The organism is Acidimicrobiia bacterium, from assembly GCA_040880805.1.
Lineage (GTDB): Bacteria > Actinomycetota > Acidimicrobiia > IMCC26256 > DASPTH01 > DASPTH01.
Window position 1 is genome coordinate 16,023 of the sequence record JBBDHW010000057.1, and the last position, 23,479, is coordinate 39,501.

The following is a 23,479-nucleotide window of genomic DNA, read 5'->3' on the forward strand; positions in this document are numbered from 1 at the left end:
CCTCTTCTTTCACGCGGTGTCGTTCCCGCGTGGTCCATCTTCGATCCACCCTAGCAACTCGTTCGCGTTGTCTTGTACCGCGGTCCAGTCGCCAATTCCTTCGGCACTCGCGAGCGCGTTCAAGAGCACCTTTACCGAACTCGAACGTTCGTCTTCAGCGCGTAGCATTCCCGCGACCACACGTTGCGCCGCCGGTGTGACCGCATTTCCCATGAGCCGAACGTGGAGAGTTTCGGGCTCGTCGTCGCGAACCGGTTCCTCTACGGCAACGCGTTCGAGCAGGTCACGGACCGGGCCGTCGCTCGCGGCGAGCGCGTCGTGGAAGTCGTCGGCTGCCTCGATTGCCTCGAACGCCGCTCGCGCGACAGGGTCGGCGAACAGCCGGGCGTCGAGCCATTCCTCGACGAGCGCGGGATCGTGCACCGCGTACAGGAGCAGATCGACCTCGCGCCGGTCGACCCGGCGTGGACGTGCCTGTTGGCGTGCGGGTGGATCCGGCGGAACGCGCTTCCCGCTTGCCGCCCGGGCCACTGCCTCTCGGAGGCGGTCGGTGTCGATGTCGAGGCTCGCCGCCACGCGCATGACGTACTGGTCGCGCACGAGGTCGTTCGGGTGCTCGGCAACGATTGCCGCCGCAGCTTCGGCCGCGCGCGCACGACCTTCGAGCGTGGTCTTGTCGGCCGCCGCGAGCGCGCGGTCGATGCGGAACTCCATGAACGGCTTCGCGGCGTCGATTGCCTTGAGCAGTAGCTGTGGGTCGTCGCGCCACACGTCGGCGGGATCGCGACCCGCGGGCAGATCGGCAACTTCGAGTTGGATGTCGTACCTCTGCTCCCACCCGTACCAGCGTTCGGCCGCGCCCTGGCCCGCGGCATCGGAGTCGTACGCGAGCACCACCTTGCGCGCCAGGTTCTTGACGACCTGGAAGTGATCGTCGGCGAGCGCGGTGCCGCACGTGGCGACTGCGTTCGGCGCACCCGACAGCGCGAACGCCATCACGTCGGTGTAGCCCTCACAGATGACGATCTCGCCGCGCGCGACAACCTCGGCCTTTGCCCAGTTGAGCCCGTAGAGGAGACGACTCTTCTGGTAGATCGACGTTTCGGGCGAGTTCTTGTACTTCGGGCTGTCGTCGCCGAGGGCGCGCCCACCGAACCCGACGGGGTCTCCCTTGCTGTCGAAGATCGGGAACATCAATCGCGCGCGGAACTGATCCTGGAGCTTGTTGGCTTTGTTCACGAACGCGAGGCCGGCGTCGACGACGTCGTTGCGGGAGAACTTCTTCTGCTGCAGGTGCACGCTCAGACGATCCCAGCTGTCGGGCGACCAACCGAGCCGGAACTGCCGCACCGCGTCGCCGTCGAAACCCCGGCCACGCAGGTACTTGCGAGCGGTGCCACCCTCGGGCGCCTCGAGCAGCAGTTGCTCGTAGAACTCGATCGCGGCGCCGACGGCCTCGTTCAGGCGCGCCTTGCGGCCCTTGTCCTTCGCGACCGCGTTGTTGTCGTAGCGGAGCGTGATCCCCGCGCGCGAGGCGAGCCGTTCCACCGCGTCGACGAAGTCGAGGTGCTCCACCTCGCGCACGAAAGAGATCGCGTCCCCGTTGGCCTGGCAACCGAAGCAGTAGAACCTTCCTATGTCGGGATTGACGTTGAACGACGGCGTCTTCTCCGCGTGGAACGGGCACAATCCGACGAACCGCTTCCCGACACGCTTCAGCGCGAGGTGCTCACCGGCGAGGGTGACGAGATCGGTCGCGTCGCGGACCCGCGCCACGTCGTCGTCGAGGATTCCCACTGGTCGTTGAGCCTATGGCGGCGACTCAGACGCCGCGCGGCAGATCGTCGGGTCGCCATCCGAGGAGGTCGACGCCGAGGCCGAGCGCGAAACGGTCGGTCATCCCGCTCACGTAGTGCACCGCGAGCACGGCCGCCGCGGGAGACCCGGGCACGGGGAGCGCGACCTCACCGTCGCGCACCGGCGGCATCCGGCGCGGTGCGTCGGCGAAGTGGTCGACGAGGCCGCTGAGCAGGCGAATCACGCGTTCGGCCTGCCGGCGCGCCGCGGGCCGCAGGTAGATCCGCTCGAAGTTGAACGCGCGGAATGCGGCGAGCGCGGATGCCGCGGGCTCGGTCATTCCGACATGGCCGGTGCGATCGACGGCGTCGAGCACCGCCAGCACGAAGGTGCCGACCTGCTCCGAACGCTCGGTGCCGACCACCTCGCGTACCTCGACGGGCAGGTCGCTCGGCTCGAGGATGCGCGCCCGCACCGCGTCCTCGAAGTCGTGGCAGACGTACGCGATCCGATCGGCCCACGCGACGACCTCGCCTTCGGGCGTGGACGGCGGCGGGCGGCGCCACGAGTGGTTGCGCACGCCGTCGAGCGTCTCGCGACAGAGGTTGAGACCCGCGAGCGTGACATCGGCCCCATAGACCGCGTGGTCGTACCCGGTGCCCGGTAGGTAGGGCGAGAACGCCTCCTCCGACGCATGCCCGGCCGGACCGTGCCCGCAGTCGTGCGCGAGCGCGATCGCCTCCACGAGCGGCAGGCAAAGGTTCGCGGCTCGTGCGATGCCGGTGGCAACCTGGGCGACCTCGACTGCGTGGGTCAGCCGAGTGCGGAGATGGTCGTCCTCCGGCGCGATGAACACCTGGCACTTCCCCGCGAGCCGGCGCCACGGACGCGAGTGCTTGACCCGATCGAGGTCGCGCTCGAAGCAGAGGCGATAGGGGTCGGGTGCCTCGGCACGGGCCCGCTCCCCTGCGCCCACCGGCCGGGTCGCGCCCGGGGCCAGCAGCACGTCGAGCGCCGCCTCCCGCTCCTCGCGCAACACCACGCGCCCGCCCACGTACGCGTGCGCGCCCTCGTGCGCGCGCCGTACCAAGGGGGTCCCGACTTCACTGCTCGTCACACCAGACATGTTCGGGTTCACGGAGCAATGAAATCACGGGGGTGCGACAGCTACGCCGTGGAACCCGGGCCTCCCGCGCCCAGGGCGGCGTGGGCCGCGGCCAGGCGAGCGATCGGCACCCGGTAGGGCGAGCACGAGACGTAGTCGAGACCGACGTCGGCGCAGAACGCCACCGATGCCGGGTCGCCCCCGTGCTCGCCACAGATGCCGAGCTTGAGATCCGGGCGCGTGGCGCGGCCGCGCTCCACCGCCATCCGCACGAGCTGGCCCACGCCTTCCTGGTCGAGCGTCTCGAACGGGTTGGCGCGCAGCAGCTTCAGTTCGAGGTACTCGGCCAGGAAGCGACCCTCGATGTCGTCGCGGGAGAACCCGAACGTCATCTGCGTGAGGTCGTTGGTGCCGAACGAGAAGAACTCGGCGACCTCCGCGATCTCGCCCGCGGCCAACGCGGCACGCGGCGTCTCGACCATCGTGCCGACGAGGTAGTCGACCTCGCCGTTGTCGGACGCGGCGAACGTGTCGGCGGCGACCTCGCGGACCCAGCCGGCGACGAGCTCGAGCTCGGGCTTGGTGACGATCAGCGGGATCATGATCTCGACGCGCGGATCGCCGCCCGCGCGTTTGCGCGCGATGGCGGCTTCGAGGATCGCCTTGGTCTGCATCTTGTAGAGACCGGGCTTGATGATGCCGAGGCGCACGCCGCGCGTGCCGAGCATGGGGTTCGCCTCACGCCACTGCTGCGCGGCCGCGAGCAGGCGGCGGCCTTCTTCGTCGAGCTGCCCGCGCGCGTCCTGCACCAGCAGCTCCTCGACGTCGGGGAGGAACTCGTGCAGCGGCGGGTCGAGCAACCGGATGGTGACGGGCAGGCCGTCCATCGCTTCGAAGATGCCTTCGAAGTCGGCGCGCTGGAGCTTGGCGAGCTCGTCGAGCGCGGCGTTCTCCTCGGCTTCGTCGGCAGCGAGGATGAAGCGCTGCACGATGGGCAATCGCTCCTCGCCGAGAAACATGTGCTCGGTGCGGCAGAGGCCGATCCCTTCGGCGCCGAACCGGCGCGCAACCTCGGCATCCTCCGGCTGGTCGGCGTTCGTACGCACGTTCAGCACCCGAAACTCGTCCGCCCAACCGAGGACGGTCTCGAAGACAGCGCTCATCTCGTCGGGTTTGATGAGCGGGACCGCACCGATCACGACCTCACCAGTGGTGCCGTTGATCGAGATCACGTCGCCCTCACGCACGGTGACGCCGCTCACCTGGAACACGCGGCCGGCGACGTCGATGTCGAGCTCGCTCGCGCCGCACACCGCGGGCTTGCCCCATCCACGCGCGACGAGCGCGGCGTGGCTCGCGAGCCCGCCGCGCGAGGTGAGGATGCCCTCGGCGGCGATCATCCCGTGGATGTCGTCGGGTGACGTCTCCGGGCGCACGAGGATCACGGCCTCGCCGGCCCCGTGTTTCGCCTCTGCGTCGTCGGGCGTGAAGTAGACCTTGCCGACCGCCGCGCCCGGCGAGGCGTTGAGGCCCTTCGTGACCGCGTCGTACTTCACCGCGGGGTCGAACTGCGGGTGCAGGAGCTGGTCGAGCTGCTCGGGCGCGACGCGCAGGACCGCCTCGCGCCGGTCGATGAGCCCCTCGGTCTCCATGTCGACGGCCATCTCGAGCGCCGCCGCCGCGGTGCGCTTCCCGACGCGCACCTGGAGCATGAACAGTCGGCCCTGCTCGACGGTGAACTCGATGTCACACATGTCGCGGTAGTGCTGTTCGAGGAGCTGCATCACGTCGAGGAGCTGCGCGTGCGGTTCGGGGAAGTCGTTCGCCATCGCGTCGAGCGACTCGGTGGCGCGGATGCCCGCGACGACGTCCTCCCCCTGCGCGTTCGCAAGGAAGTCGCCGTAGGGCCGCTTCTCCCCGGTGGCAGGGTCGCGGGTGAACGCGACTCCGGTGCCGGAGTCGTCACCCTTGTTTCCGAACACCATGGTCTGAACGTTCACGGCGGTGCCGAGGTCGTCGGGGATCTTCTCCATGCGGCGGTACACGCGCGCCCGGTCGCCGTTCCACGACCTGAAGACGGCTTCGATCGCGTGGCCGAGCTGCTCCTGCGGATCCTGCGGGAACTCGATGCCCACCTCGGCGAGCACGATCGCCTTGAAGCGGTCGACCAACTCCCGCAGCGCGTCGGCCGGCAGCTCGGGATCGGTGGCAACGCCGCGCGCCGCGCGCATCTCCTCGAGCGCCTGCTCGAACTTCTCGCCGTCGATGTCGAGCACGATCTTGCCGAACATCTGCACGAATCGGCGGTACGAGTCCCAAGCGAACCGCTCGTTCGCGGTCTGCTGTGCGAGCCCCCCGACGGACACGTCGTTCAGCCCGAGGTTGAGGACGGTGTCCATCATCCCGGGCATCGAGAACGCCGCGCCGGACCGCACCGACACGAGCAGCGGGTTCGCGGGGTCACCCAAGCGCTTGCCCATCTCCTGCTCGAGCGTCGTGCGCGCAACGGCTACCTCGTCCATCAGCCCCTCGGGGATCGTGTCGCCCGCGGCCATGTACGCCTTGCACGCGTCGGTGGTGATGGTGAAGCCAGGTGGCACGGGCAGACCGAGGTTGGTCATCTCGGCGAGGTTGGCGCCCTTTCCGCCGAGGAGATACTTCTGCTCCTTCGAGCCCGCCTCGAACGGGTGCACGTAACGCATCGGGTTCTCTCCTGGTTTCAACTCTTGGCTGGTCGAGCTATTGGTCGGCGACGACGATCGTCCGCGCGAGCTTGTCGTGGATCCCTTGCCCGTTCGGGTCTCGGTACCCCCACAGGACCATGCCGAGGCCGAGCAGCGGCCCGATGGTCGGGATGACGAGCGCGAGGAGGATCGGCAGGAAGAAGCGCGTGAACGAGCCGTACCAGCCGACCGGTGTGCCGTCGGCGCGCGCGACGCGGATCTTGCGCCCGCGCATGCCGAGCGTGCGGCCAGTGATCGCGGTCATGGGCACGAGGTACAACATCGAGGCGACGAGCACCACGACGCTCGCGACGTAGGTGGCGCCTCGAATGTCGTCGGACAGCTTGTCCGCCGTCTTCTGGAGCGCGTCCTGGTTGTGCGGCGTCTCGATGCCGCCTTCGTTCAGACCCTTCGCGGTCTTGTTGAATTCCTTGTTCGCGTCGTTGAGGTCCTTCTGCGCGGACTTCTCGTCGGACGCGGTCTTCGCATCCTTTTCGGACGCCCGGGCGTCATTTATGTCTCCCTGCGTGTCGTGGAGACTGTTGAGGTCCTTGATCTGGTCGACCTTGGTCGAATACTCGCTGTTGACCACGCCCGGCACCACGAGCAACGTGACCCAGTAGATGACGAGCACGATCGCAAAATCGAACAGGAGCGCCATGCCGCGCGCGCGGGATTCGGCGAACCGCATCCCGGGCGGGAGTTGGAGCGTGGGTTCGCGCGGCGGGCGCCGCGTCGGTGGCTGCTTACCGTTGCCGGGCGCCGGCTTCGCCTGCTTGGGTGGGGGCGGTGCCATGAGCCGGCGCCAGCCGGTGAGCTGCACCTCCGGGCGCTCGCTCGGTTCGAGCGCGCCGGCCGCGTCGCCATCCTCACCCTCGCCGTCGTCGCCCGACGCGTCGCCGTTCGCGGACGCGGCGTCGAGTGCCGCGTCGTAGCGCGTGCGCTGGAACGGGTCGGCGAGCACGTTCCACGCCGCCCGCACGCGCGCGACCTCCTCACGGTTGCGCTGGAGCTGCGCGTCGGTGACACCCTTGCTCTCGCGCGCCGCCTCGAGCTCCGAAATGCGTTCCTGATACGCGGCCTTCAACTCGTCACGGGACGCGCCCGGATCGACGCCCAACTCGTGGTAATAGGTCTCGTCGTCGCTCATAGCTATCCCAATCGGTCCTGCAGCTCGGCGAGGAGCTTGTCGATCGGGACACGATCCTGCGCCATCGTGTCGCGGTCGCGGATGGTCACGGCCTTGTCGTCGAGCGTGTCGAAATCGATCGTGACGCACAACGGGGTGCCGATTTCGTCCTGGCGACGGTACCGCCGGCCGATAGAACCCGCGGTATCGACGTCGATCATCAGGTGCAGACGGAGCATCGCGGCGATCTCGTCGGAGATCGGCACGAGCTTGTCGTTGCGTGACAGCGGCAGCACCGCGGCCTTGATCGGCGCGAGCCGCGGGTGGAAGCGCAAGACCGTGCGCGTGTCGGTGCCGCCCTTCTCGTTGGGGGCAACGTCTTCGTCGTACGCCGCGAGCAGGAACGCGAGCGTGGCGCGATCGGCGCCCGCGGCGGGCTCGACCACGTACGGCACGTACCGCCGGTCGCTCTCCTGGTCGTAGAAGCTCAGATCCTGCGCCGAGAACTTCGAGTGCTGCGTGAGGTCGAAATCGGTGCGCTGCGCGATCCCCTCCAGCTCGCCCCAACCCCACGGGTAGAGGAACTCCACGTCGGACGTGCCGATCGAGTAGTGCGACAGCTCGTCTTGGTCGTGTGGCCGGAGGCGCAGCTTGTGGTCGGGGATGCCGAGATCGGTGTACCAGCGGAAGCGCTCCTGGCACCAGTACTCGTACCACTGCGGACTGTCGTCGGGCGCCACGAAGTACTCCATCTCCATCTGTTCGAACTCACGCGTGCGGAAGATGAAGTTGCCCGGTGTGATCTCGTTGCGGAAGGACTTGCCGATCTGCGCGATGCCGAACGGCGGCTTCTTGCGCGTGGTGATCTGCACGTTCAGGAAGTTCACAAAGATGCCCTGCGCGGTCTCGGGCCGCAAGTAGGTGATGGCGCCGTCGTCCTCCACCGGACCCACGTGTGTCTTGAACATCAGGTGGAACTCGCGCGCTTCGGTGAACGAGCCCTTCGCGCCACAGTTGGGGCAAGCACCCGAATCTGGGAGCTGATCGGCACGAAAGCGCTCCTGGCAGTTCCGGCAGTCGACCAGAGGATCGCTGAACGTCTCGAGGTGCCCGCTGGCCTCCCAGACCTTGGGCGCCATGAGGATCGCGGCGTCAAGACCGACGACGTCGTCGCGGAGCTGCACCATGGAGCGCCACCACGCGTCCTTCACGTTGCGCTTGAGCAGCACGCCGAGCGGCCCGTAGTCCCACGTGGACCGGAAACCACCGTAGATCTCACTCGATTGGAAGACGAAGCCGCGACGCTTCGCGAGGTTGACGATGCGGTCCATCAGGTCGGCCTTGGCCATATGAGAAATCGATCGTAGTCGGGTGCCTTTTCGGCCCCGAACGAGTTCGCCTGTTGATGCGTCGCTCGCTGCGGCGCAGGGTACCTGCGCCCCAGACGCTCGCTCCTGGCGAGCGACCTGCGCTCCTTGCCTATGGCTCGCTCGCTGCTCGGCGGGATACCCGCCTCGCGGACGCTCGTTCGCTACAGCAGCGCGGCGCTCCGCAACCGGCGTTCGAGGTGGTGCTCGAGGGCGGCGAGGGCAAGGCGCTCCACGTCGACGGTGGTTGCGCTCGGCGGCTCGGCCAGCGCGTTCCGGAGCTCGCCGCCCAGGATCCGGCGGAGGAGGGCGAGCGACTCGGGCGGGAGCCGGCGGCCACCGAGGAGCCCGCACGACTCGCAGAGCACACCCCCTTCGAAGAGGTCGAACGCGAGGAATGGACCCGCCTCGTCGGCGCAGCGCGCGCACGCGTCGAGCATCGGGTGGAACCCCTCGAGCGAGAGCAGCTTCCAGAAGAACGCCGCGCTCACCAACGAGCTGGGTTCGGCCGCCAGTGTGCGGAGTGCTCCCACCAGCATCCGGTACAGCGCGGCGTTCGGCTCGCGGTCTTGCGCGACCTGGTCGGTGGCCTCCAGCATCGTTACCGCGTGGGTGAGGCATCCGTAGTGCTCGCGCAGGCCGCGGTTGGCGTCGATGGTCTCGACCTGCGTGACGACGTCGAGCTCACTTCGTCCCCGGTAGCACTGGAGCGCGATATGGCTGGTGGGCTCGAGCCGCGCGCCGAACCGGCTCCCCGGCTTGCGGACACCCTTGGCGACGGCACGGATCTTCCCGTGCCCTCGGGCCAGGAGGGTGACGATGCGGTCGGTCTCCCCCAGCTTGATGCTGCGCAGCACGACGCCCTGGTCCCGGTACAGCATGGTTACACGAGTGTAGTTTGCGAGTTGGTCAATCGTCGTCGATTGCGCCGAAGCGGCGGTCACGGCGCTGGAACTCCCCGATGGCGTCGAACAGGTGCTGACGCCGGAAGTCGGGGAACAGCACGTCGGTGAACACGAGCTCGGAGTACGCGGCCTCCCACATCAAGAAGTTGGACAGGCGATATTCCCCCGAAGTGCGCACGATGAGATCGGGGTCGGGCATATCTGGTGCGTACAGGTGCCGCTCGATCATCCGCTCGTCGATGCGCTTCGGATCGAGACGTCCGTCAGCGACGTCCTGCGCGATCGCGCGCATCGCGTCGGTAAGCTCCGCGCGGCCGCCGTAGTTGAACGCGAACGTCAGCGTCATCCGGCGGTTGCGGACAGTGAGCGCTTCGCTGTCTTCGATGTTCCGCACGACGCGCCGGGGCACACGACCGCCACGCCGGCCGATGAACCGGATACGCACGCCCCGCGAGTTCAGGTCGTCGCGCCGGCGGAGCAGCAGCTCCTCGTTGAAGCGCATGAGGAACCGGACCTCGTCGATCGGGCGCCGCCAGTTCTCGGTGGAGAACGCGTAGACCGTCAGCCACCGCACACCGATGTCGAGTGCGCCCTCCACCGTGTCGAAGAGCGCCTCTTCGGCCGCGGTGTGCCCCTCGGTGCGTTTGAGGCCCCGACGCTTCGCCCACCGGCCGTTTCCGTCCATCACGATGGCGACGTGCTGGGGGATCCGGCGGGAATCGAGACCGGCCGGGAAGTCGTCGGGCATCGCCGCAACCTACCTAAGCTCCGCCGCGCATGAGAGCGCCGACCGACCTGCCCGGGCGCTGGACCGCAGTGATCAATCCGGCAGCCGGGCGTGGCCGTGGACGCACACAACTCCCTCACATCTCGGACGCGCTCGCCGCCGTTGACGCCGACGTGCAGATCTACGTGTCGGCCGACATGACCGACGCGATCCGGCGAGCTCGCACCGCGTTCGACGACGGCCGCGGCGTGGTGGCGTGCGGCGGCGACGGCCTCGTGTGCGCCCTTGCCGGGCTCGCGGCCGACCACGGGGGAGTGCTCGCGATCGTGCCCGCGGGATCGGGGAACGACTTCGCCCGCCATCTCGACATTCCGCGCGACGACGCCGCGGCCGCGGCTGCATTGCTGCGAACCGGTCGCGTCGAGCACGTCGACCTCTGTCGCGCCGAGACCGCCGACGGCACGAGCGCATGGTCGACCACCGTGGCGAACGCGGGCTTCGACGCCGAAGCCAACCGCTGGGCGAACACGATCGACTGGGTGGGAGGCACGCCGCTCTACGTGCTCGCGACGCTCCGAACGCTCGCTTCCTACCGTCCGCAGCGCGTGCGCATCACCGTCGATGGCGACATCCTCGACAGCCGTGTCTGGCTGGTCGCGGTCGGCAACACACGAAGCTACGCGGGCGGCATGATCATCACGCCTGATGCCGCGCTCGACGACGGCCTGCTCGACGTGTGCGTGGTCGGCCGCGTGTCGCGCGGCGACTTCTTGCGCACGTTCCCCAAAGTGTTCGACGGAACCCACACGCGTCACCCCGGGGTCACGATGCGACGGGGGAAGCGCGTGACGATCGAGATGCCCGAGGCGGTGGGATCGGCCGAGCTCTGGGCGAGCGGCGAGCGCGTGGGACCGCTTCCCGCGCGCCTCGACGCCGTACCGGACGCGGTGCGTGTGGTCACGCGTCCGACGATCAGGTGATGGTGAGCGTGCCTTCCATGCCCTGCGCGCGGTGGCCGGGGATGTCGCAGTAGAAGGTGTACTTCCCTGGCTTCAGGTCGATCTTCTTCGAGGACGTCTGCCCGCTGCTGACCTCCATCTGGAAGCCCGGCACCTTCCCGTTGTCGAACACGAGGGTGTGCAGGCCTTCCACGCCGTCGAGCTCGAGCTCCACCACCTCCGATTTCGCGGTGGGCTTGTCGGGCTTGAAGTAGAAGTTCCCCGCCTCGATCTTCAAGGTGTCCTGCGCGGGGCCCGTGGGTTCCTTGTACGACTGCCCACCGCCGTCGCCGCCCCCGCCACAGGCCGCGAGGAGCAACACGCCGGCCGCGAAGCCAACGAGTGGCCGGAAACGGATCACGGGACGGTGAGCGTGGCTTCCATGCCCGCAGCGCGGTGCCCGGGGATGTCGCAGTAGAAGACGTACTGGCCCGGCTTCAGGTCGACGTCGCCCTTTTCCTTCCCGGACGTCGCGAGCTTGAATCCGGCGAGCTTCGGGTCGGTGAACACGAGGGTGTGGCCGGCCTCGCCGGTGTAGTTGATCGCGATCACGCCAGCCGTATCGACGGTGTACTCCTTGGCGTCGAACTTGGTGCCCGGCCCCGCGATCACGTCGAGCGTCGCGACCGGCGGGGTCGTCGGCTTCACGTAGCCGGTCGCTGCCCCCTCCTCGCCGCTCTCGAGACTCGGACCGAGCGTGAGGAGCCCGCCCGAGACGACGATCACGAGCACGAAGCCCATGATCATCGCGAGCGACGACGTGCGCAGCCGCGGGATCGCCGAGATGATCGCGGCACCCGCGAGGATCGCGACGGTGACGAGGGAACCGATGATCAGCGCCGAGGTGGAGTCGCCCGCCAGGAAGATCCGCGAGATGTTCAGCGCGTAGAGACCGACCGCCAGGATGCACAGCCACGGAAGCACCAGCGGCAGCAGCAACCGGTCCTTGATCGGGCCTTCGGGCTCGAGCGGTCCGGCGAGCTCCGGCTGATCGGCACCGGCATCCTCGACACCGGCATCCTCGACACCGGCATCCTCGGCACCGACATCCTTCGCATCGGCGTCGGTGATGGTGGCGTCGGTCATCTCCTCAATCCCATCTCGGTGAGCTCACGATCGAGCTCGGCAAGCCCATGCCGCGGGTTGTTCGCGCGGTCCTCCTCCGCCGCCCACCGGAAGAACACGACCGCGATGACCATCCACAGTAGAAGTCCTGCACCGATCTTCATGATCAGCCCGGCGAGCTGCTGGTCTTGGAGCGTCGACAGACCGAACAGGTGCGGCACGTGTTCGTAGAACTTGTAGAGCGGAGCCGTTCCGAACGTGAGGAACGACGCCGGCACGGTGGGCACCACCGACCATGCGAACAGGTAGAGCATCCGGAGCACGGGCTGGAGCCGCGGGATCTCGGGGAGCGGGCTCAGCACCGGCAGCCACACGATCAACGACGACACGAACAGCACCGCGTGGAGCGAGAAGTGCACGACCGCCGAGTTCAAGCTCTCGTTCACCATCCACGGCCAGTGCGTGACCACCAGGACTAGGTTGAACACGAGCAACGCGGGCACGAACCGGGCGAGCGTCCGGACCGCGCGCAGGAGTGCCGGCGGCTGGAGCACCCACCGCATCAGCCACGCGGGAGTGCCGAGCAGGAGCAGCGGCGCGGCGACCATCGCGAACGTCAGGTGCTGCACCATGTGGACGCTGTAGTTGTACCGCTCGGCGATGTCGTGGATCGGCCAGTCGGACGCGAGCCACACCGCGAAAACACCGAGCGACCAGCACACCACCTGGAACCGCGTAACGACCGGACGCGCCGGCGCGAGGCGCGGGCCGAGGCGAGTGACCGCGATGGCGTAGCCCGAGGCGAGCATGCCCACGATGAGCCACACGTCGGGATGAGCCGACCACGTCGGGAAGGCGACCGCGCCGGGCATCAGGCGCTTCCACTCACGCGATGCCGTGCAGCGTGGCGAGCACGATCAGGTACAGGAGGATCGCCGCAGCCGAACCCAGGATGAAGAAACGCCGGAACACCGGCTGGTCGGTGCGCAGGTGCATGTACCACGCGGCGACGAGGAAGAACTTCACGAACGCCATGCCGAGGAGCAGCACCACGATGAGACCGTCGGGGATCGTGCCCTCGGTGTAGGAAACCGCGATCTCGATCGCGGTGATCACCACGAGCACCACCGCGACCATCACGTACTGGATCGGCGTGGGGTGGGGTCGCAGCTCGCCCGGAAGCAGGCCCGGCGCCGACGTGGTCATCTCCGCGGGCAGGTGCTCCTCCGGCAGATGCTCCTGTGGCCGCTCGATGGCGCGCTCGACCTCGGGTTCCGTCGTGGCCACGATGCCCTCGCCGCTCTCTTCGGTCACGGCCCGCCTACTTCGGGATCAGGTAGATGACGGTGAAGATGACGATCCACACCACGTCGACGAAGTGCCAGTAGAGCCCCGCGACCTCGATCCGTTCGGAGTCGGCCTGCGTCATGCGGCCCTGCATCGCGAGGCCCCAGAGCGAGATCAGCCACACGATGCCAACGGTGACGTGCGCACCGTGGAGACCGGTGAGCACGTAGAAGCTCGACCCGAATGTGCTGGTGTCGAGGTTGAGCCCTTGCCGCGTGAACTCGGTGAACTCGAAGATCTGGCCCCCGATGAACGTCGCCCCGAACAGCGCGGTGGCCATGATCCAGATACGGAACCTGCGCATCTCGCCACGCTGGATCGACGACAGCGCGAGCACCATCGTGAGGCTGCTCATCAGCAGGATGAACGACGTGACCGACGTGAACGGGATGTTGAACACGTCGGCGGGCGTGGGGCCCTTCTGGTTCCCGCGGTCGCGGTAGAGCAGGAACGTGGAGATGAACGCGCCGAAGAACAGGCAGTCGGACGACAGGAACAGCCACATCCCGAGCTTCGGGTTGACGACACCGGTGTGGGTGTCGTGCGCCCCGTTGCCGTGGTCCGCGGCCGGCGGGACCGCCGGTAGCTCGCGCTCGGCCTGCTCGATGGCGGCCATCAGTGCTCCGTCCCCGGCTCGGTGCCCGGCTCCAGACCCCACGCGTAGACGCCGAACAGGATCAGCACCAGCCCCGGCACGAGGAACCACGGGTTGAGGAAGACCGCCGCGTAGCCGAGGAAGGGCAGGCCCGCCGCCACGACCAAGGGGTAGAAGGACGGCGACGGCATGTGGATGCCGTGCCCCGCGTGCGCGTCGTCGACGATCGCCACCTCGGCTTCGGCGTCGTCGACCGCGCCGCCTGCGGGGAGGTGAACGAGCCGGCCGTCGGCGTCCTCGGTGTACTTGCGGTGCCACCAGTCGTCACGCGCTTCGACACGTGGGACGTCGGCGAAGTTGTACTCGGGAGGGGGCGACGAGATCGACCACTCGAGCGACCGACCGTCCCACGGGTCGCTGGACGCAATCGGACCGCGGCGCGCGGTGTAGATCACGTTGACGAGGAACAACAGCGTCGCGAGCGCGATGACGAACGCGCCGATCGTCTCGAGCAGGTTGAGCATGTCCCACCCGTAGCCCGGCTCGTAGGTGTACGTGCGTCGCGGCATCCCGACGAGGCCGACGATGTGCATCGGGAAGAACGTGAGGTTGAACCCGATGAGCATCGCCCAGAAGGTGAGCTTTCCCATCCTCTCGTCGAGCATCCGCCCGAAGATCTTCGGCCACCAGTAGAAGAACCCCGAGAAGACGCCGAAGATCAGCCCACCGAACAGCACGTAATGGAAGTGCGCGACCACGAAGTAGGTGTCGGTCTGCTGCGTGTCGCTGGGCACGATCGAGTGCAGGACGCCCGAGAGACCGCCGAGGGTGAACATCGCGATGAAGCCGAGCGAGAACAGCATCGCGGTGGTGAGTTTCACCGCGCCGCCGTATACGGTGCCCAGCCAGTTGAAGATCTTCACGCCGGTGGGTATGGCGATCAGCATCGTGGACAGCCCGAACGCGGAGATCGCCACCGGGCCGAGACCGGTCGCGAACATGTGGTGCGCCCACACGCCCCACCCGAGGAAGCCGATGGCGATCCCGGAGAACACCACCACCGAGTAGCCGAACAGCGGCTTCCGCGAGTACACCGGCAGCACCTCGGACACGATGCCCATGCCCGGCAGGATCAGGATGTACACCTCGGGATGGCCGAACAGCCAGAAGAGATGCTGGTACAGCAAGGGGTCGCCACCCTGGGACGCCAGGAAGAACGTGGTGTCGAAGTTGCGGTCGAAGAACACCATGATCATCGCCGAGGTGACGATCGGCATCGCGAACAAGGTGAGGAACGCGACCACCAACATCATCCACGTGAACACGGGCATTCGCATGAGCGTCATGCCGGGTGCGCGCATGTTGAGGACCGTGACGATGAAGTTGATCGCGGCCGACGTGGAGCCGATGCCGAGGAGCACGATGCCGGCAACCCAGAAGTCGGGTCCGTGGCCCGGCAACGTTCCCGTGGAGAGTGGGCTGCTGGTGAGCGGCGCGTAGCCGAACCAGCCACCGTTCGGAGCACCCCCGAAGAGGAACCCCGAGTAGATGAACAGCCCTCCGAAGAGGACGACCCAGTAGCCGAACATGTTGAGGCGCGGGAAGGCCACGTCGCGCGCGCCGATCTGCAGCGGGATGAAGTAGTTGCCGAACGCGACCGCCAACGGCATACCCACGAGGAACACCATCGTGGTGCCGTGCATCGTGAACATCGTGTTGTACTGCGACGCGGTGAGCACTGTGCCGTTGGGGCCCGCGAGCTGGAGCCGGATCAGGAGCGCCTCGATCCCGCCCACAACGAAGAACGCGAGCGCGGTACCTCCGTACATGATCGCGATCTTCTTGTGGTCGACCGTGGTGAACCAGCTCGAGAAGCCGGTGGTCGACTTCGGGCGCCGAAGGATGAGCGGCCGAGGAGGTGCCAGCGGGGCGGTTTCGGTAAAGGTGCTCACTTCTGCTCCAACAGGAAGTCGGCGATCTGCTCGGCGTCGGCGCGCGACATCTTGGGCTGACCCAACGGGACGTTCTCGATGAACGACGGCATCCCGATACAGCCGTTCACGGGTGACGGCCGGCACTTGTCCGATTCGGTCTGCATCGGGATCATCGACGGCGCGTTCATGACCCAGTTCACGAGGTTCTTCTTGTTCAGCTCGTACGTTGCGCTCGCGAAGTAGTCACGGCTCGCGAGATGCGTGAGGTTCGGGCCGTACGAGGGCGCGGCGGCATTGTCGAAGCTGTGGCAGCTCGTGCACTGGTACTTGGTCGCGATCAGCTCCTGTGCCGGTCCGGCCGGTTTCTGGTCGGCGCCCTCTCCCGCGTAGAGGGGCTGCACCGGTCCCTGCTGCTGTTCGCTCACCCACTCCTCGAAATCAGACCGCGTCATTGCGATCACGCGGAACCGCATGTTGGCGTGCGAGAGCCCGCAGTACTCCTTGCACTGGCCGAGATAGGTCCCGGGTTTGTCGGCGTCCAACGTGAGCTCGTTCGTACGCCCGGGAACGACATCGACCGTACCGGCGAGCTCGGGGACCCAGAAGCTGTGGATCACGTTGCAGATGTTGTCCTCGCACGCCTTCAGCTCGAGGTGCACCTTGCGACCCGTGGGGATGACGAGCTCGTCGGCGGTGACGACCTTCGCGTCGGTGTACTCGAACTGCCACCACCACTGCTTGCCGACGACGGTGACCTGCAGCGCATCGGCGTCCGGTTGATCGGCGAGATCGAAGATGGTGCTGATCGTGGGCACCGCGATGACCGCCAAGAGGAGCGCGGGCACGATCGTCCAGCCGAGCTCGAGCCTCGTGTTCCCGTGGATCTGCTTCGGGTTGTCGTTGACACCTTCGCGGTAGCGGAACCTGATCGCGAAGTACACGGTCGCGACGATGATGAGGATGCCGACGACGATTGCGATGATCGCGATCGGCCAGAAGAGGTTGTTGATCGTCTTCGCGTCGTGGCCCTTGGGCTGGAGCGCGTTCTGACGGTTGTTCTTCACCTCGCTGCAGCCGGCGAGGACGAGCGACACGGCGACGGCCGTGGCCAGGAAGAGCCGGCGCGGTCTCCAGCTTCGTGGCGTCATATCCCCTTCCAGCGCCGCCCGCGTCCTGCGCGGCGTCGACTGATCCGAGCGCGTCGGCACTCTATCCAAGTGGACTTCGTCGTCAGCAACTAGGACGGCGTCCGCAGCCGTACATCTTCGGGACTTTGTGAACTAGTACCCGAGTCGGTCGAGGGCGTGGGCGCGCCGTTGCCAGTCGCGCTCGACGGCCACCCGGGTCTCGAGGTAGACGCGCGTCCCGAGCAGCGCCTCGAGCTCCTGGCGTGCACGCGTCCCGGCCTCCTTGAGCACCACCCCGCCGCGGCCGATCACGATCCCCTTCTGCGACTCCCGTTCGACGAGGATCCGGGCCCGGATCCGGAGGACGCCGTCGCCCGGCTCGTCCGGTTCGTCCACATCGTCGTCGGGCTCGATCTCCTCGGCCACGACGGTGATCGCATGGGGCAGCTCGTCGCGCGCGACCCGGAGGAGCTGTTCGCGGAGGAGCTCGGCGGCGAGGAACATCTCCGGCTGGTCACTGACGACACCCTCGGGGTAGTAGAGCGGTCCCTCGGGGAGCCGGTCCTCGAGCTCGCCGACGAGCGCGTCGACGCCGTTGCCGGTGCGGGCCGACAGCGGCACGTAGGCATCGAACTCACCCAGCTCACCGGTCGCGACCGCGAGATGCTCCGCCACCGCACGGCGATCGGCGAGGTCGATCTTGTTGACCACCAGCACCTTCGGCGTCTCGACCTGCTGCACGAGCTCGGCGATGAAGCGGTCGCCGCGCCCGATCGCGGCCGACGCCTCGACGAGCATGCACACCACGTCGACCTCCGCGAGTGTCGAACGTGCGCGCTCGTTCGTGCGTTCCCCGAGCAGCGTGCGCGGCTTGTGGATGCCCGGAGTGTCGAGCAGCACCATCTGGCTGTCGGCAGTGGTGCGCACGCCGCGGATCTGGCTGCGCGTGGTCTGCGGCCGGTCGGAGACGATCGCCACCTTGGTGCCGACGATCCGGTTGACGAGGGTCGACTTCCCGACGTTCGGCCGGCCGACGAGGGTCACGAAGCCGGAACGGAACGTGCCCGATCCGAAGATCATGGTGACGAAGCGCCCGCGACAGGATGGTCGCGCGCCTCGACGTCACCTTCCAGGTCGTCATCGATGCGAAGTCGCGTGATCAGGACCGACACGATGCGGCGGCCCTGCACGCGCTCGGTGCGGAGCTCGAGGTTCTGGAACCGCACCGTCTCGCCTTCGTCGGGAACGTGACCGAGGAGGTTGAACACGAGACCGCTGACCGTGTCCCACTCCGTGTCGGGAAGCTCCATGCCGAGCTCCTCGCTCACCTCGTCGATCGGAGTGCGGCCGGGCACGCGCAGTGCGCCGTCGGGCAGATGCTCGACCGCAGGTGTGTCGGGGTCGTACTCGTCGGCGATCTCGCCGACGATTTCTTCGAGCAGGTCTTCCAACGTGACCAGACCCGCGGTGCCCCCGTGCTCGTCGATCACGATCGCCATGTGGAATTTCTGCGTGCGCATCTCGCGCAAGAGTTCGGCGACGCGCTTCTGCTCAGGCACGAACACCGCAGGCCTGACTGCCTCGCGCACCGGCCGGTTCCCTTCACGCGCACGGGCGTGACGGACGAGGTCCTTGAGGTACACGAGGCCAACAACGTTGTCGGTGCCGCCCTCGCACGCCGGAAGCCGCGAGAAACCGCCTTCGATTGCGCATTCGATCGCCGCCTCGATCGTGTCGTCGACCTCGACGGCGACCATGTCGGGACGCGGGAGCATCACTTCGCGGACCAGGGTGTCGCCGAACTCGAAGATCGAGTGGATGAGCTGTCGCTCCTCCACCTCGATGACCTCCTCGTTGGCCGCGACATCGGCCATCGTGCGGATCTCTTCCTCGGTGACGAAGGGGCCTTGCTTCAGCCCTTTTCCGGGAAGCACCACGTTGGCGAAGCCGATCAGACCGCGCGACAACGCGCGCAGTGGCGCGAAGTTCGTGAGGAACCACAGCAGCGGCGTGACGCGCAGCGCGGCGGTTTCGGGGTTCTGGACGGCGTAGGTCTTGGGCGCGACCTCCGCGACGACGAAGAAGAGCACGACCTCGACGACCGTGCCCACGAGCACCGCGATCGCACCGAGCTGCTCGAGGAGCACACCCACGAGCGTGGCGGCGGTGAACTGGCAGACGAGGACGCCGAGGAGCACCGAGTTCAAGGTGCGCGCCGGATCCTCGAGCATCTTGGCGAGCCGTGCCGCGTGCTTGCGGCCCTCGTCCTCCAGTGCCAGTGCGCGGATCCGGTTGACCTTGGTGAAGGCGGTCTCGGCCAACGCGAGTACCGACGAGGCCAGGAAGAGCACGACGATGGTGCCCAGGACTCCCCAGTCGGCGCCGCTCACCTAATGCCCGCCCTCGGTCGCTTCGCTCTCGGATTGTCGGAAGCGTTCCAGCAGCTCGCGTTCTCGGCGTCGCATCGTGTGCGCCTCACGCTCCTCGGCGTGGTCGTAGTTCAGCAGATGCAGGATCCCGTGGACGACCAACAGCGCGAGCTCGTCGTCGACCGAGGCGTCGTGCTCCGGCGCCTGGCGAGCGGCGACCCTCGGGCAGATCACCACATCGCCCAGCACGATGGGAGGGTCCTCGTCGGGCTCCGCGGGCGCTCCCGGCCCACGGCCGCCTTCGTCGGGCCGGCGACCGCCGGGCACGAGGTCGTCGTCGATCGGGAACGCGAGCACGTCGGTGGCCCCAGGACCGTCGAGAAAGCGCCGGTTCAGGTCGGTGATCGAGTCCTCCTCGACGAAGATCAGCGACACCTCGGCGTCGTCGGGGATTCGCTCCTCCGCGAGTGCCAGCTGGGCGAGCCGCACCCAGCGGGGCAGATCCAACGCGACGCTCGACTGCTCATCGGACACGAAGACGGACACGACCTACCCGGGTGCAGGTTCGTTGCGTTCGTAGGCGTTCACGATGTCCTGCACGATGCGGTGACGGACGACGTCGTGCGCATCGAGCTCGACGAACTCGAGGTCGTCGATACCTTTGAGAATCGGGCGCACCGCAAGGAGCCCCGACCGCCCGCGGCCTTCCGCCAGATCGATCTGCGTCACGTCACCGGTCACGACGATCTTCGAGCCGAACCCAAGACGAGTGAGGAACATCTTCATCTGCTCCGGCGTGGTGTTCTGTGCCTCGTCGAGGATGATGAACGAGTCGTTCAGCGTCCGACCACGCATGAACGCGAGCGGCGCGACCTCGATCGTGCCGCGCTCCATCAATCGGGTCACCACTTCCGGCTCGAGCATGTCGTAGAGCGCGTCGTAGAGCGGGCGCAGGTACGGATCGACTTTGGCGAGGATGTCGCCCGGCAGGAAGCCGAGTCGCTCCCCCGCTTCGACGGCGGGCCGCGTGAGGATGATCCGGTGGGTCTCTTTCGCCTGGAGTGCCTGCACCGCGAGCGCGACCGCGAGGTAGCTCTTGCCGGTACCGGCCGGACCGATCGCGAACGTCACCGTGTGCGAGCGCACCGCGTCGACGTAACGCTTCTGACCTGCGGTCTTCGGGCGCACCGGCTTGCGACCGCGTAGCACCTCGGTGGTGAGCACCTCCGTGGGTCGCTGGTCGCGCTTCAACATCTCGATGGTGCGACCCACTCCCTCACGGTCGAGTACGTGACCCAACTCGAGGAGCGCAACCATCTCTTCGAAGAGACGGCCGACCCGTTCGGCTTCGACCTCGTCGCCGCGGATCGTGATCTCGTTACCTCGTACATGGATCGTCACGGGAAACGCGTCTTCGATGATGCGCAGCAACTCGTCGCGTTGACCGAGCAACCCGACCATCAGGTGATTGCCCGGGACGAGGATCTTGACTTGGGTGGGCGACGGTGTTGGCACGTCAGACGCGAGCGTAGTCGTGCAATGTCCCTCTAATTCGAGGAAGCGCGCAGGCCGAGCGCCTCGAGGCGTCCGCCCAGTTCCTCGGGGCTCCGGCCCATCACGGCTGCGAGCACGCGCAAATCGTCGTGACGAATCGTGAGCATCTGTCCGTTGAAGTCCTGACGCTGCAACTGGATCGTGGCTGCGTACCGTGCGATTACCGCCGCGTCGTCGTCGTCGAGCTCGTGCAGACGTACGAGATCGATGGTGAAGCTCTCACCGGAGACCGCCGTGGGATCGGTGAGATCGATGTCGACGTCGTGTGAGCTGCGCGGGAGCAGTTGATCTGCAGGGACGCGGTACAACTCTGCGAGACGCAGCAAGCGCGGCACGGAAATCGCGCGCTCACCACGCTCGTAGGCGCCCAAGACCGATGCCTTGAACTCCTGATTCGAGCGTGCCTCCACGTCGTGGAGCGACAGACCCTTTTGTCGGCGAATCGCTCGCAAGCGCTCGCCGACGTACCGTTCGTCCATGTTCCCCTCGCCCCCGGATTTCTACGCGCGCAGAGTATCAGCCGTTTCGCCATTCCACCACTCTTCGCGGTCGGTGTGGGGGATATCTCCACACGTGAGGTATCGCGGTCTACGTCAGGTGAGACCTGCGCCACGCGAGCGCGGCCGCGGCCGCGATCACCGCGGTTTCGGCCCGAAGCACGAAGCGTCCCACCGCGAGGCGCGGCACGCCCGCGAAGAGCTCGAGCTCGGATTCGTCGAGCCCGCCTTCGGGGCCGACCACCACGAGCCACTCCCCTCCGGGGGGCTCAGGGAGCACGTCGGCAGGCACACCGTCGCGATCGGCGACGACCAGTCCGGTCCGGCCCGCCAGCTCCGCAAGGGGAACCGGGCCGTCGATCACGGGGAGCCGCGCGCGCCGGCACTGCGCGCCTGCCTCGCGCGCGATCCGATGCAAGCGATCCATCGCGGTGTGCTCGCGGTCGGCGTCCCATCGAACGACCGACCGCGCCGCCTGCACGAGGACGATCGTGTCGGCACCCAACTCCGTGAGCTTCTGCACCACGCGCTCGGGCCGTTCGCCCTTCGTCAGCGCGCAGGCGACGGTGAGACGCGGCACGAGCGGGACCTCGTGCGCGAAGTCGGAGGTTGCATGGAGCGAGACGATTCCTCCCTCGACCGCATCGACGGCGTACGCGCGCCATCGCCCGTAGCCGTCGGCCGCAGTGACAACCTCGCCCGCTCGCAGCCGGCGGACGCGTACGAGATGGTGACCGTCGTCGCCAACGACTTGGATCGTGTCGTCGAGGCGCTCGACGTAGACGTGGGCCGTGGCCGCCACGTCGGCGGGGCCCAGGGCATGCATCTCAGGCGCTACTGAAAGGCGGAGCGCAGCCGGGAGAAGACGCCCTTGTCCTGGGGTGCCGCGACTTCCTCGTTGCGGATCGCGGCAAGGGATCGCAGCAACTCGTCTTCCTCGGCGGACACCCGACCCGGCACATCGACGTCGACGCGCACGAGCAGGTCGCCGCGACCGCGACCACGAAGCGCGTGCACACCGCGTCCCTTCAGCCGGAAGACGTGACCGGGTTGCGTGCCCGGCGGAACGATGAGCTCCTCGGGTCCCTCGAGCGTCTCGATGTCGAGACGTGAGCCGAGCGCCGCCTGCGTGAACGCGATGCGACGGACGTGGAGCAGGTCGTCACCATGGCGCTCGAACCGCGGGTCGGCGGCAACCCGCACGGTGACGTAGAGGTCGCCGGCCACCCCGCCGCGCGGCGCGGCCGGGCCCCGTCCGGAGAGGCGGAGCCGCTGGCCGTCGTCGACACCCGCGGGCACCTCGACATCGATCGACCGCGACGCGCGCACGCGGCCATCACCTCGACAGTCGCGACACGGAGTGGGGATACGGCTGCCCGTCGCACTGCACGCGACGCACGGTGCCGCGGTGACGATCTGGCCAAGGATGGAACGTCGGACTTCGCGCACTTCGCCCGTGCCACCGCACACGTCGCAGCGCGCGGGATGCGTGCCCGGTTCGCAACCGGAGCCCTCGCATCGCGTACACGCAACCGGAAGCCGCACGTCGAGGGTAGCCGTGGCGCCGAACGCAGCCTGTGCAAGCTCGAGATGGACAACGGCCTCGGCGTCGGGCGCGCGGGGCGGTCCCGCCTGCCCGCGCCCGCCGAAGGGATCACCCCCGAAGAACGCGTCGAAGAGATTGCCGAACCCGAAGGGATCGCCGCCCGACTGCCCACTTGCCGTCGCGCGCGCGCCGTCTTCGCCAAAGACGTCGTAGCGACGCCGGCGCTCGGGGTCGCGCAGCGTCTCGTACGCGAGGCTGAACTCCTTGAAGCGTGCCTCGGCATCGGGGTCGTCGGGATTGTTGTCGGGGTGGTAGCGCCGCGCGAGCGCGCGGTACGCGCGCTTGATCTCGTCGTCGGTCGCGGTACGCGAGATCCCGAGCACCTCGTAGTAATCACTCACGACAAGGCCCGACCGAGTTGCTGTGAGATGGCCTCGACCGCGGCGAGCGCCTGGCGGTAGTCCATGCGGGTCGGACCGAGCACACCGACCGTGCCGGCGACCTCGCCGTCGACGCGGTACGGCGCAACGACGATCGAGCAGTCGCGCAGATCGTCGAGCTGGTTCTCGGAGCCGATCGACACCGTGGGGCCCTGCGCGAGCAGCTCCTGGACGAGCGCGACCAGTTCCACCTGATGCTCGAGCAGCTCCAGGAGCCGCGCCGCGGTGGTGGACGTGGGAAACGCTTCGTGCTC

Annotated in this window: 23 protein-coding genes; 1 reads left to right on the forward strand and 22 read right to left on the reverse strand. The window is 67.7% G+C overall.

What is annotated here, in order from left to right:
• Positions 1 to 9: 9 nt before the first annotated feature.
• The 7 genes from dnaG to uppS form a co-directional block, all read right to left on the reverse strand.
• On the reverse strand, positions 10 to 1,797 hold the full coding sequence (gene dnaG / locus WD271_15275) for a DNA primase (GenBank protein ID MEX1009183.1): 1,788 nt from the start codon (positions 1,795 to 1,797) through the stop codon (positions 10 to 12).
• Between the two features lie 25 nt (positions 1,798 to 1,822).
• Entirely contained in the window at positions 1,823 to 2,914 is a 1,092-nt protein-coding gene (locus tag WD271_15280; protein MEX1009184.1) for an HD domain-containing protein, read from the reverse strand.
• A 50-nt stretch (positions 2,915 to 2,964) separates the two neighbouring features.
• Positions 2,965 to 5,604, reverse strand: coding sequence for a pyruvate, phosphate dikinase (ppdK, locus tag WD271_15285; GenBank protein ID MEX1009185.1), 2,640 nt, complete (start codon positions 5,602 to 5,604; stop codon positions 2,965 to 2,967).
• A 37-nt stretch (positions 5,605 to 5,641) separates the two neighbouring features.
• The gene (locus WD271_15290; protein ID MEX1009186.1) at positions 5,642 to 6,775 is read right to left on the reverse strand and encodes an RDD family protein; all 1,134 of its coding nucleotides are present in this window, start codon (positions 6,773 to 6,775) and stop codon (positions 5,642 to 5,644) included.
• 2 nt (positions 6,776 to 6,777) lie between these two features.
• Complete coding sequence (locus WD271_15295) at positions 6,778 to 8,103, reverse strand: glycine--tRNA ligase (protein ID MEX1009187.1); 1,326 nt, start codon at positions 8,101 to 8,103, stop codon at positions 6,778 to 6,780.
• A gap of 182 nt (positions 8,104 to 8,285) precedes the next feature.
• Entirely contained in the window at positions 8,286 to 9,002 is a 717-nt protein-coding gene (gene recO, locus WD271_15300; GenBank protein MEX1009188.1) for a DNA repair protein RecO, read from the reverse strand.
• A gap of 28 nt (positions 9,003 to 9,030) precedes the next feature.
• Positions 9,031 to 9,774, reverse strand: coding sequence for a polyprenyl diphosphate synthase (gene uppS, locus WD271_15305; protein ID MEX1009189.1), 744 nt, complete (start codon positions 9,772 to 9,774; stop codon positions 9,031 to 9,033).
• A gap of 29 nt (positions 9,775 to 9,803) precedes the next feature.
• Between uppS and WD271_15310 the strand changes: the two genes are divergently transcribed.
• Entirely contained in the window at positions 9,804 to 10,733 is a 930-nt protein-coding gene (locus WD271_15310; GenBank protein MEX1009190.1) for a diacylglycerol kinase family protein, read from the forward strand.
• Here the strand turns inward: WD271_15310 and WD271_15315 are convergent.
• The 15 genes from WD271_15315 to WD271_15385 all read right to left on the reverse strand — a co-directional run.
• Entirely contained in the window at positions 10,726 to 11,112 is a 387-nt protein-coding gene (locus WD271_15315) for a plastocyanin/azurin family copper-binding protein (GenBank protein MEX1009191.1), read from the reverse strand. The two genes, WD271_15310 and WD271_15315, sit on opposite strands and share 8 nt — an antisense overlap.
• The gene (locus tag WD271_15320) at positions 11,109 to 11,837 is read right to left on the reverse strand and encodes a plastocyanin/azurin family copper-binding protein (GenBank protein MEX1009192.1); all 729 of its coding nucleotides are present in this window, start codon (positions 11,835 to 11,837) and stop codon (positions 11,109 to 11,111) included. The genes WD271_15315 and WD271_15320 overlap by 4 nt, the downstream gene beginning before the upstream one ends.
• Positions 11,834 to 12,688 carry a cytochrome c oxidase assembly protein gene (locus WD271_15325; GenBank protein ID MEX1009193.1) on the reverse strand — a complete coding sequence of 285 codons (855 nt, stop codon included), beginning with the start codon at positions 12,686 to 12,688 and terminating at the stop codon, positions 11,834 to 11,836. Before WD271_15325 ends, WD271_15320 begins: the two co-directional genes overlap by 4 nt.
• A gap of 13 nt (positions 12,689 to 12,701) precedes the next feature.
• Positions 12,702 to 13,130 (reverse strand): cytochrome C oxidase subunit IV family protein, encoded by a 429-nt coding sequence (locus WD271_15330; protein ID MEX1009194.1) that lies wholly within the window; start codon positions 13,128 to 13,130, stop codon positions 12,702 to 12,704.
• Positions 13,131 to 13,137: 7 nt separating this feature from the next.
• The gene (locus WD271_15335) at positions 13,138 to 13,779 is read right to left on the reverse strand and encodes a cytochrome c oxidase subunit 3 (protein MEX1009195.1); all 642 of its coding nucleotides are present in this window, start codon (positions 13,777 to 13,779) and stop codon (positions 13,138 to 13,140) included.
• A complete protein-coding gene (gene ctaD, locus WD271_15340) occupies positions 13,779 to 15,710 on the reverse strand; it encodes a cytochrome c oxidase subunit I (protein MEX1009196.1) in 1,932 nt (643 codons plus the stop codon). Before ctaD ends, WD271_15335 begins: the two co-directional genes overlap by 1 nt.
• Positions 15,707 to 16,840: a cytochrome c oxidase subunit II gene (gene coxB / locus WD271_15345; GenBank protein ID MEX1009197.1), complete on the reverse strand. Its 1,134-nt coding sequence runs from the start codon at positions 16,838 to 16,840 to the stop codon at positions 15,707 to 15,709. The genes ctaD and coxB overlap by 4 nt, the downstream gene beginning before the upstream one ends.
• 132 nt (positions 16,841 to 16,972) lie before the next feature.
• On the reverse strand, positions 16,973 to 17,899 hold the full coding sequence (era, locus tag WD271_15350) for a GTPase Era (protein MEX1009198.1): 927 nt from the start codon (positions 17,897 to 17,899) through the stop codon (positions 16,973 to 16,975).
• Positions 17,896 to 19,209 (reverse strand): hemolysin family protein, encoded by a 1,314-nt coding sequence (locus WD271_15355; protein ID MEX1009199.1) that lies wholly within the window; start codon positions 19,207 to 19,209, stop codon positions 17,896 to 17,898. Before WD271_15355 ends, era begins: the two co-directional genes overlap by 4 nt.
• The gene (ybeY, locus tag WD271_15360; protein ID MEX1009200.1) at positions 19,210 to 19,734 is read right to left on the reverse strand and encodes an rRNA maturation RNase YbeY; all 525 of its coding nucleotides are present in this window, start codon (positions 19,732 to 19,734) and stop codon (positions 19,210 to 19,212) included.
• Positions 19,735 to 19,737: 3 nt separating this feature from the next.
• Complete coding sequence (locus WD271_15365; GenBank protein ID MEX1009201.1) at positions 19,738 to 20,649, reverse strand: PhoH family protein; 912 nt, start codon at positions 20,647 to 20,649, stop codon at positions 19,738 to 19,740.
• 86 nt (positions 20,650 to 20,735) lie between these two features.
• On the reverse strand, positions 20,736 to 21,221 hold the full coding sequence (locus WD271_15370; protein MEX1009202.1) for a transcriptional regulator: 486 nt from the start codon (positions 21,219 to 21,221) through the stop codon (positions 20,736 to 20,738).
• Positions 21,222 to 21,330: 109 nt separating this feature from the next.
• Positions 21,331 to 22,065, reverse strand: a complete 735-nt coding sequence (locus WD271_15375; protein MEX1009203.1) for an RsmE family RNA methyltransferase — start codon at positions 22,063 to 22,065, stop codon at positions 21,331 to 21,333.
• An 8-nt stretch (positions 22,066 to 22,073) separates the two neighbouring features.
• Positions 22,074 to 23,186 (reverse strand): J domain-containing protein, encoded by a 1,113-nt coding sequence (locus WD271_15380; GenBank protein ID MEX1009204.1) that lies wholly within the window; start codon positions 23,184 to 23,186, stop codon positions 22,074 to 22,076.
• Positions 23,183 to 23,479, reverse strand: a 297-nt coding sequence (locus WD271_15385; protein ID MEX1009205.1) for an HrcA family transcriptional regulator, incomplete at its 5' end; no start/stop codon positions are given. The genes WD271_15385 and WD271_15380, both read right to left, overlap by 4 nt.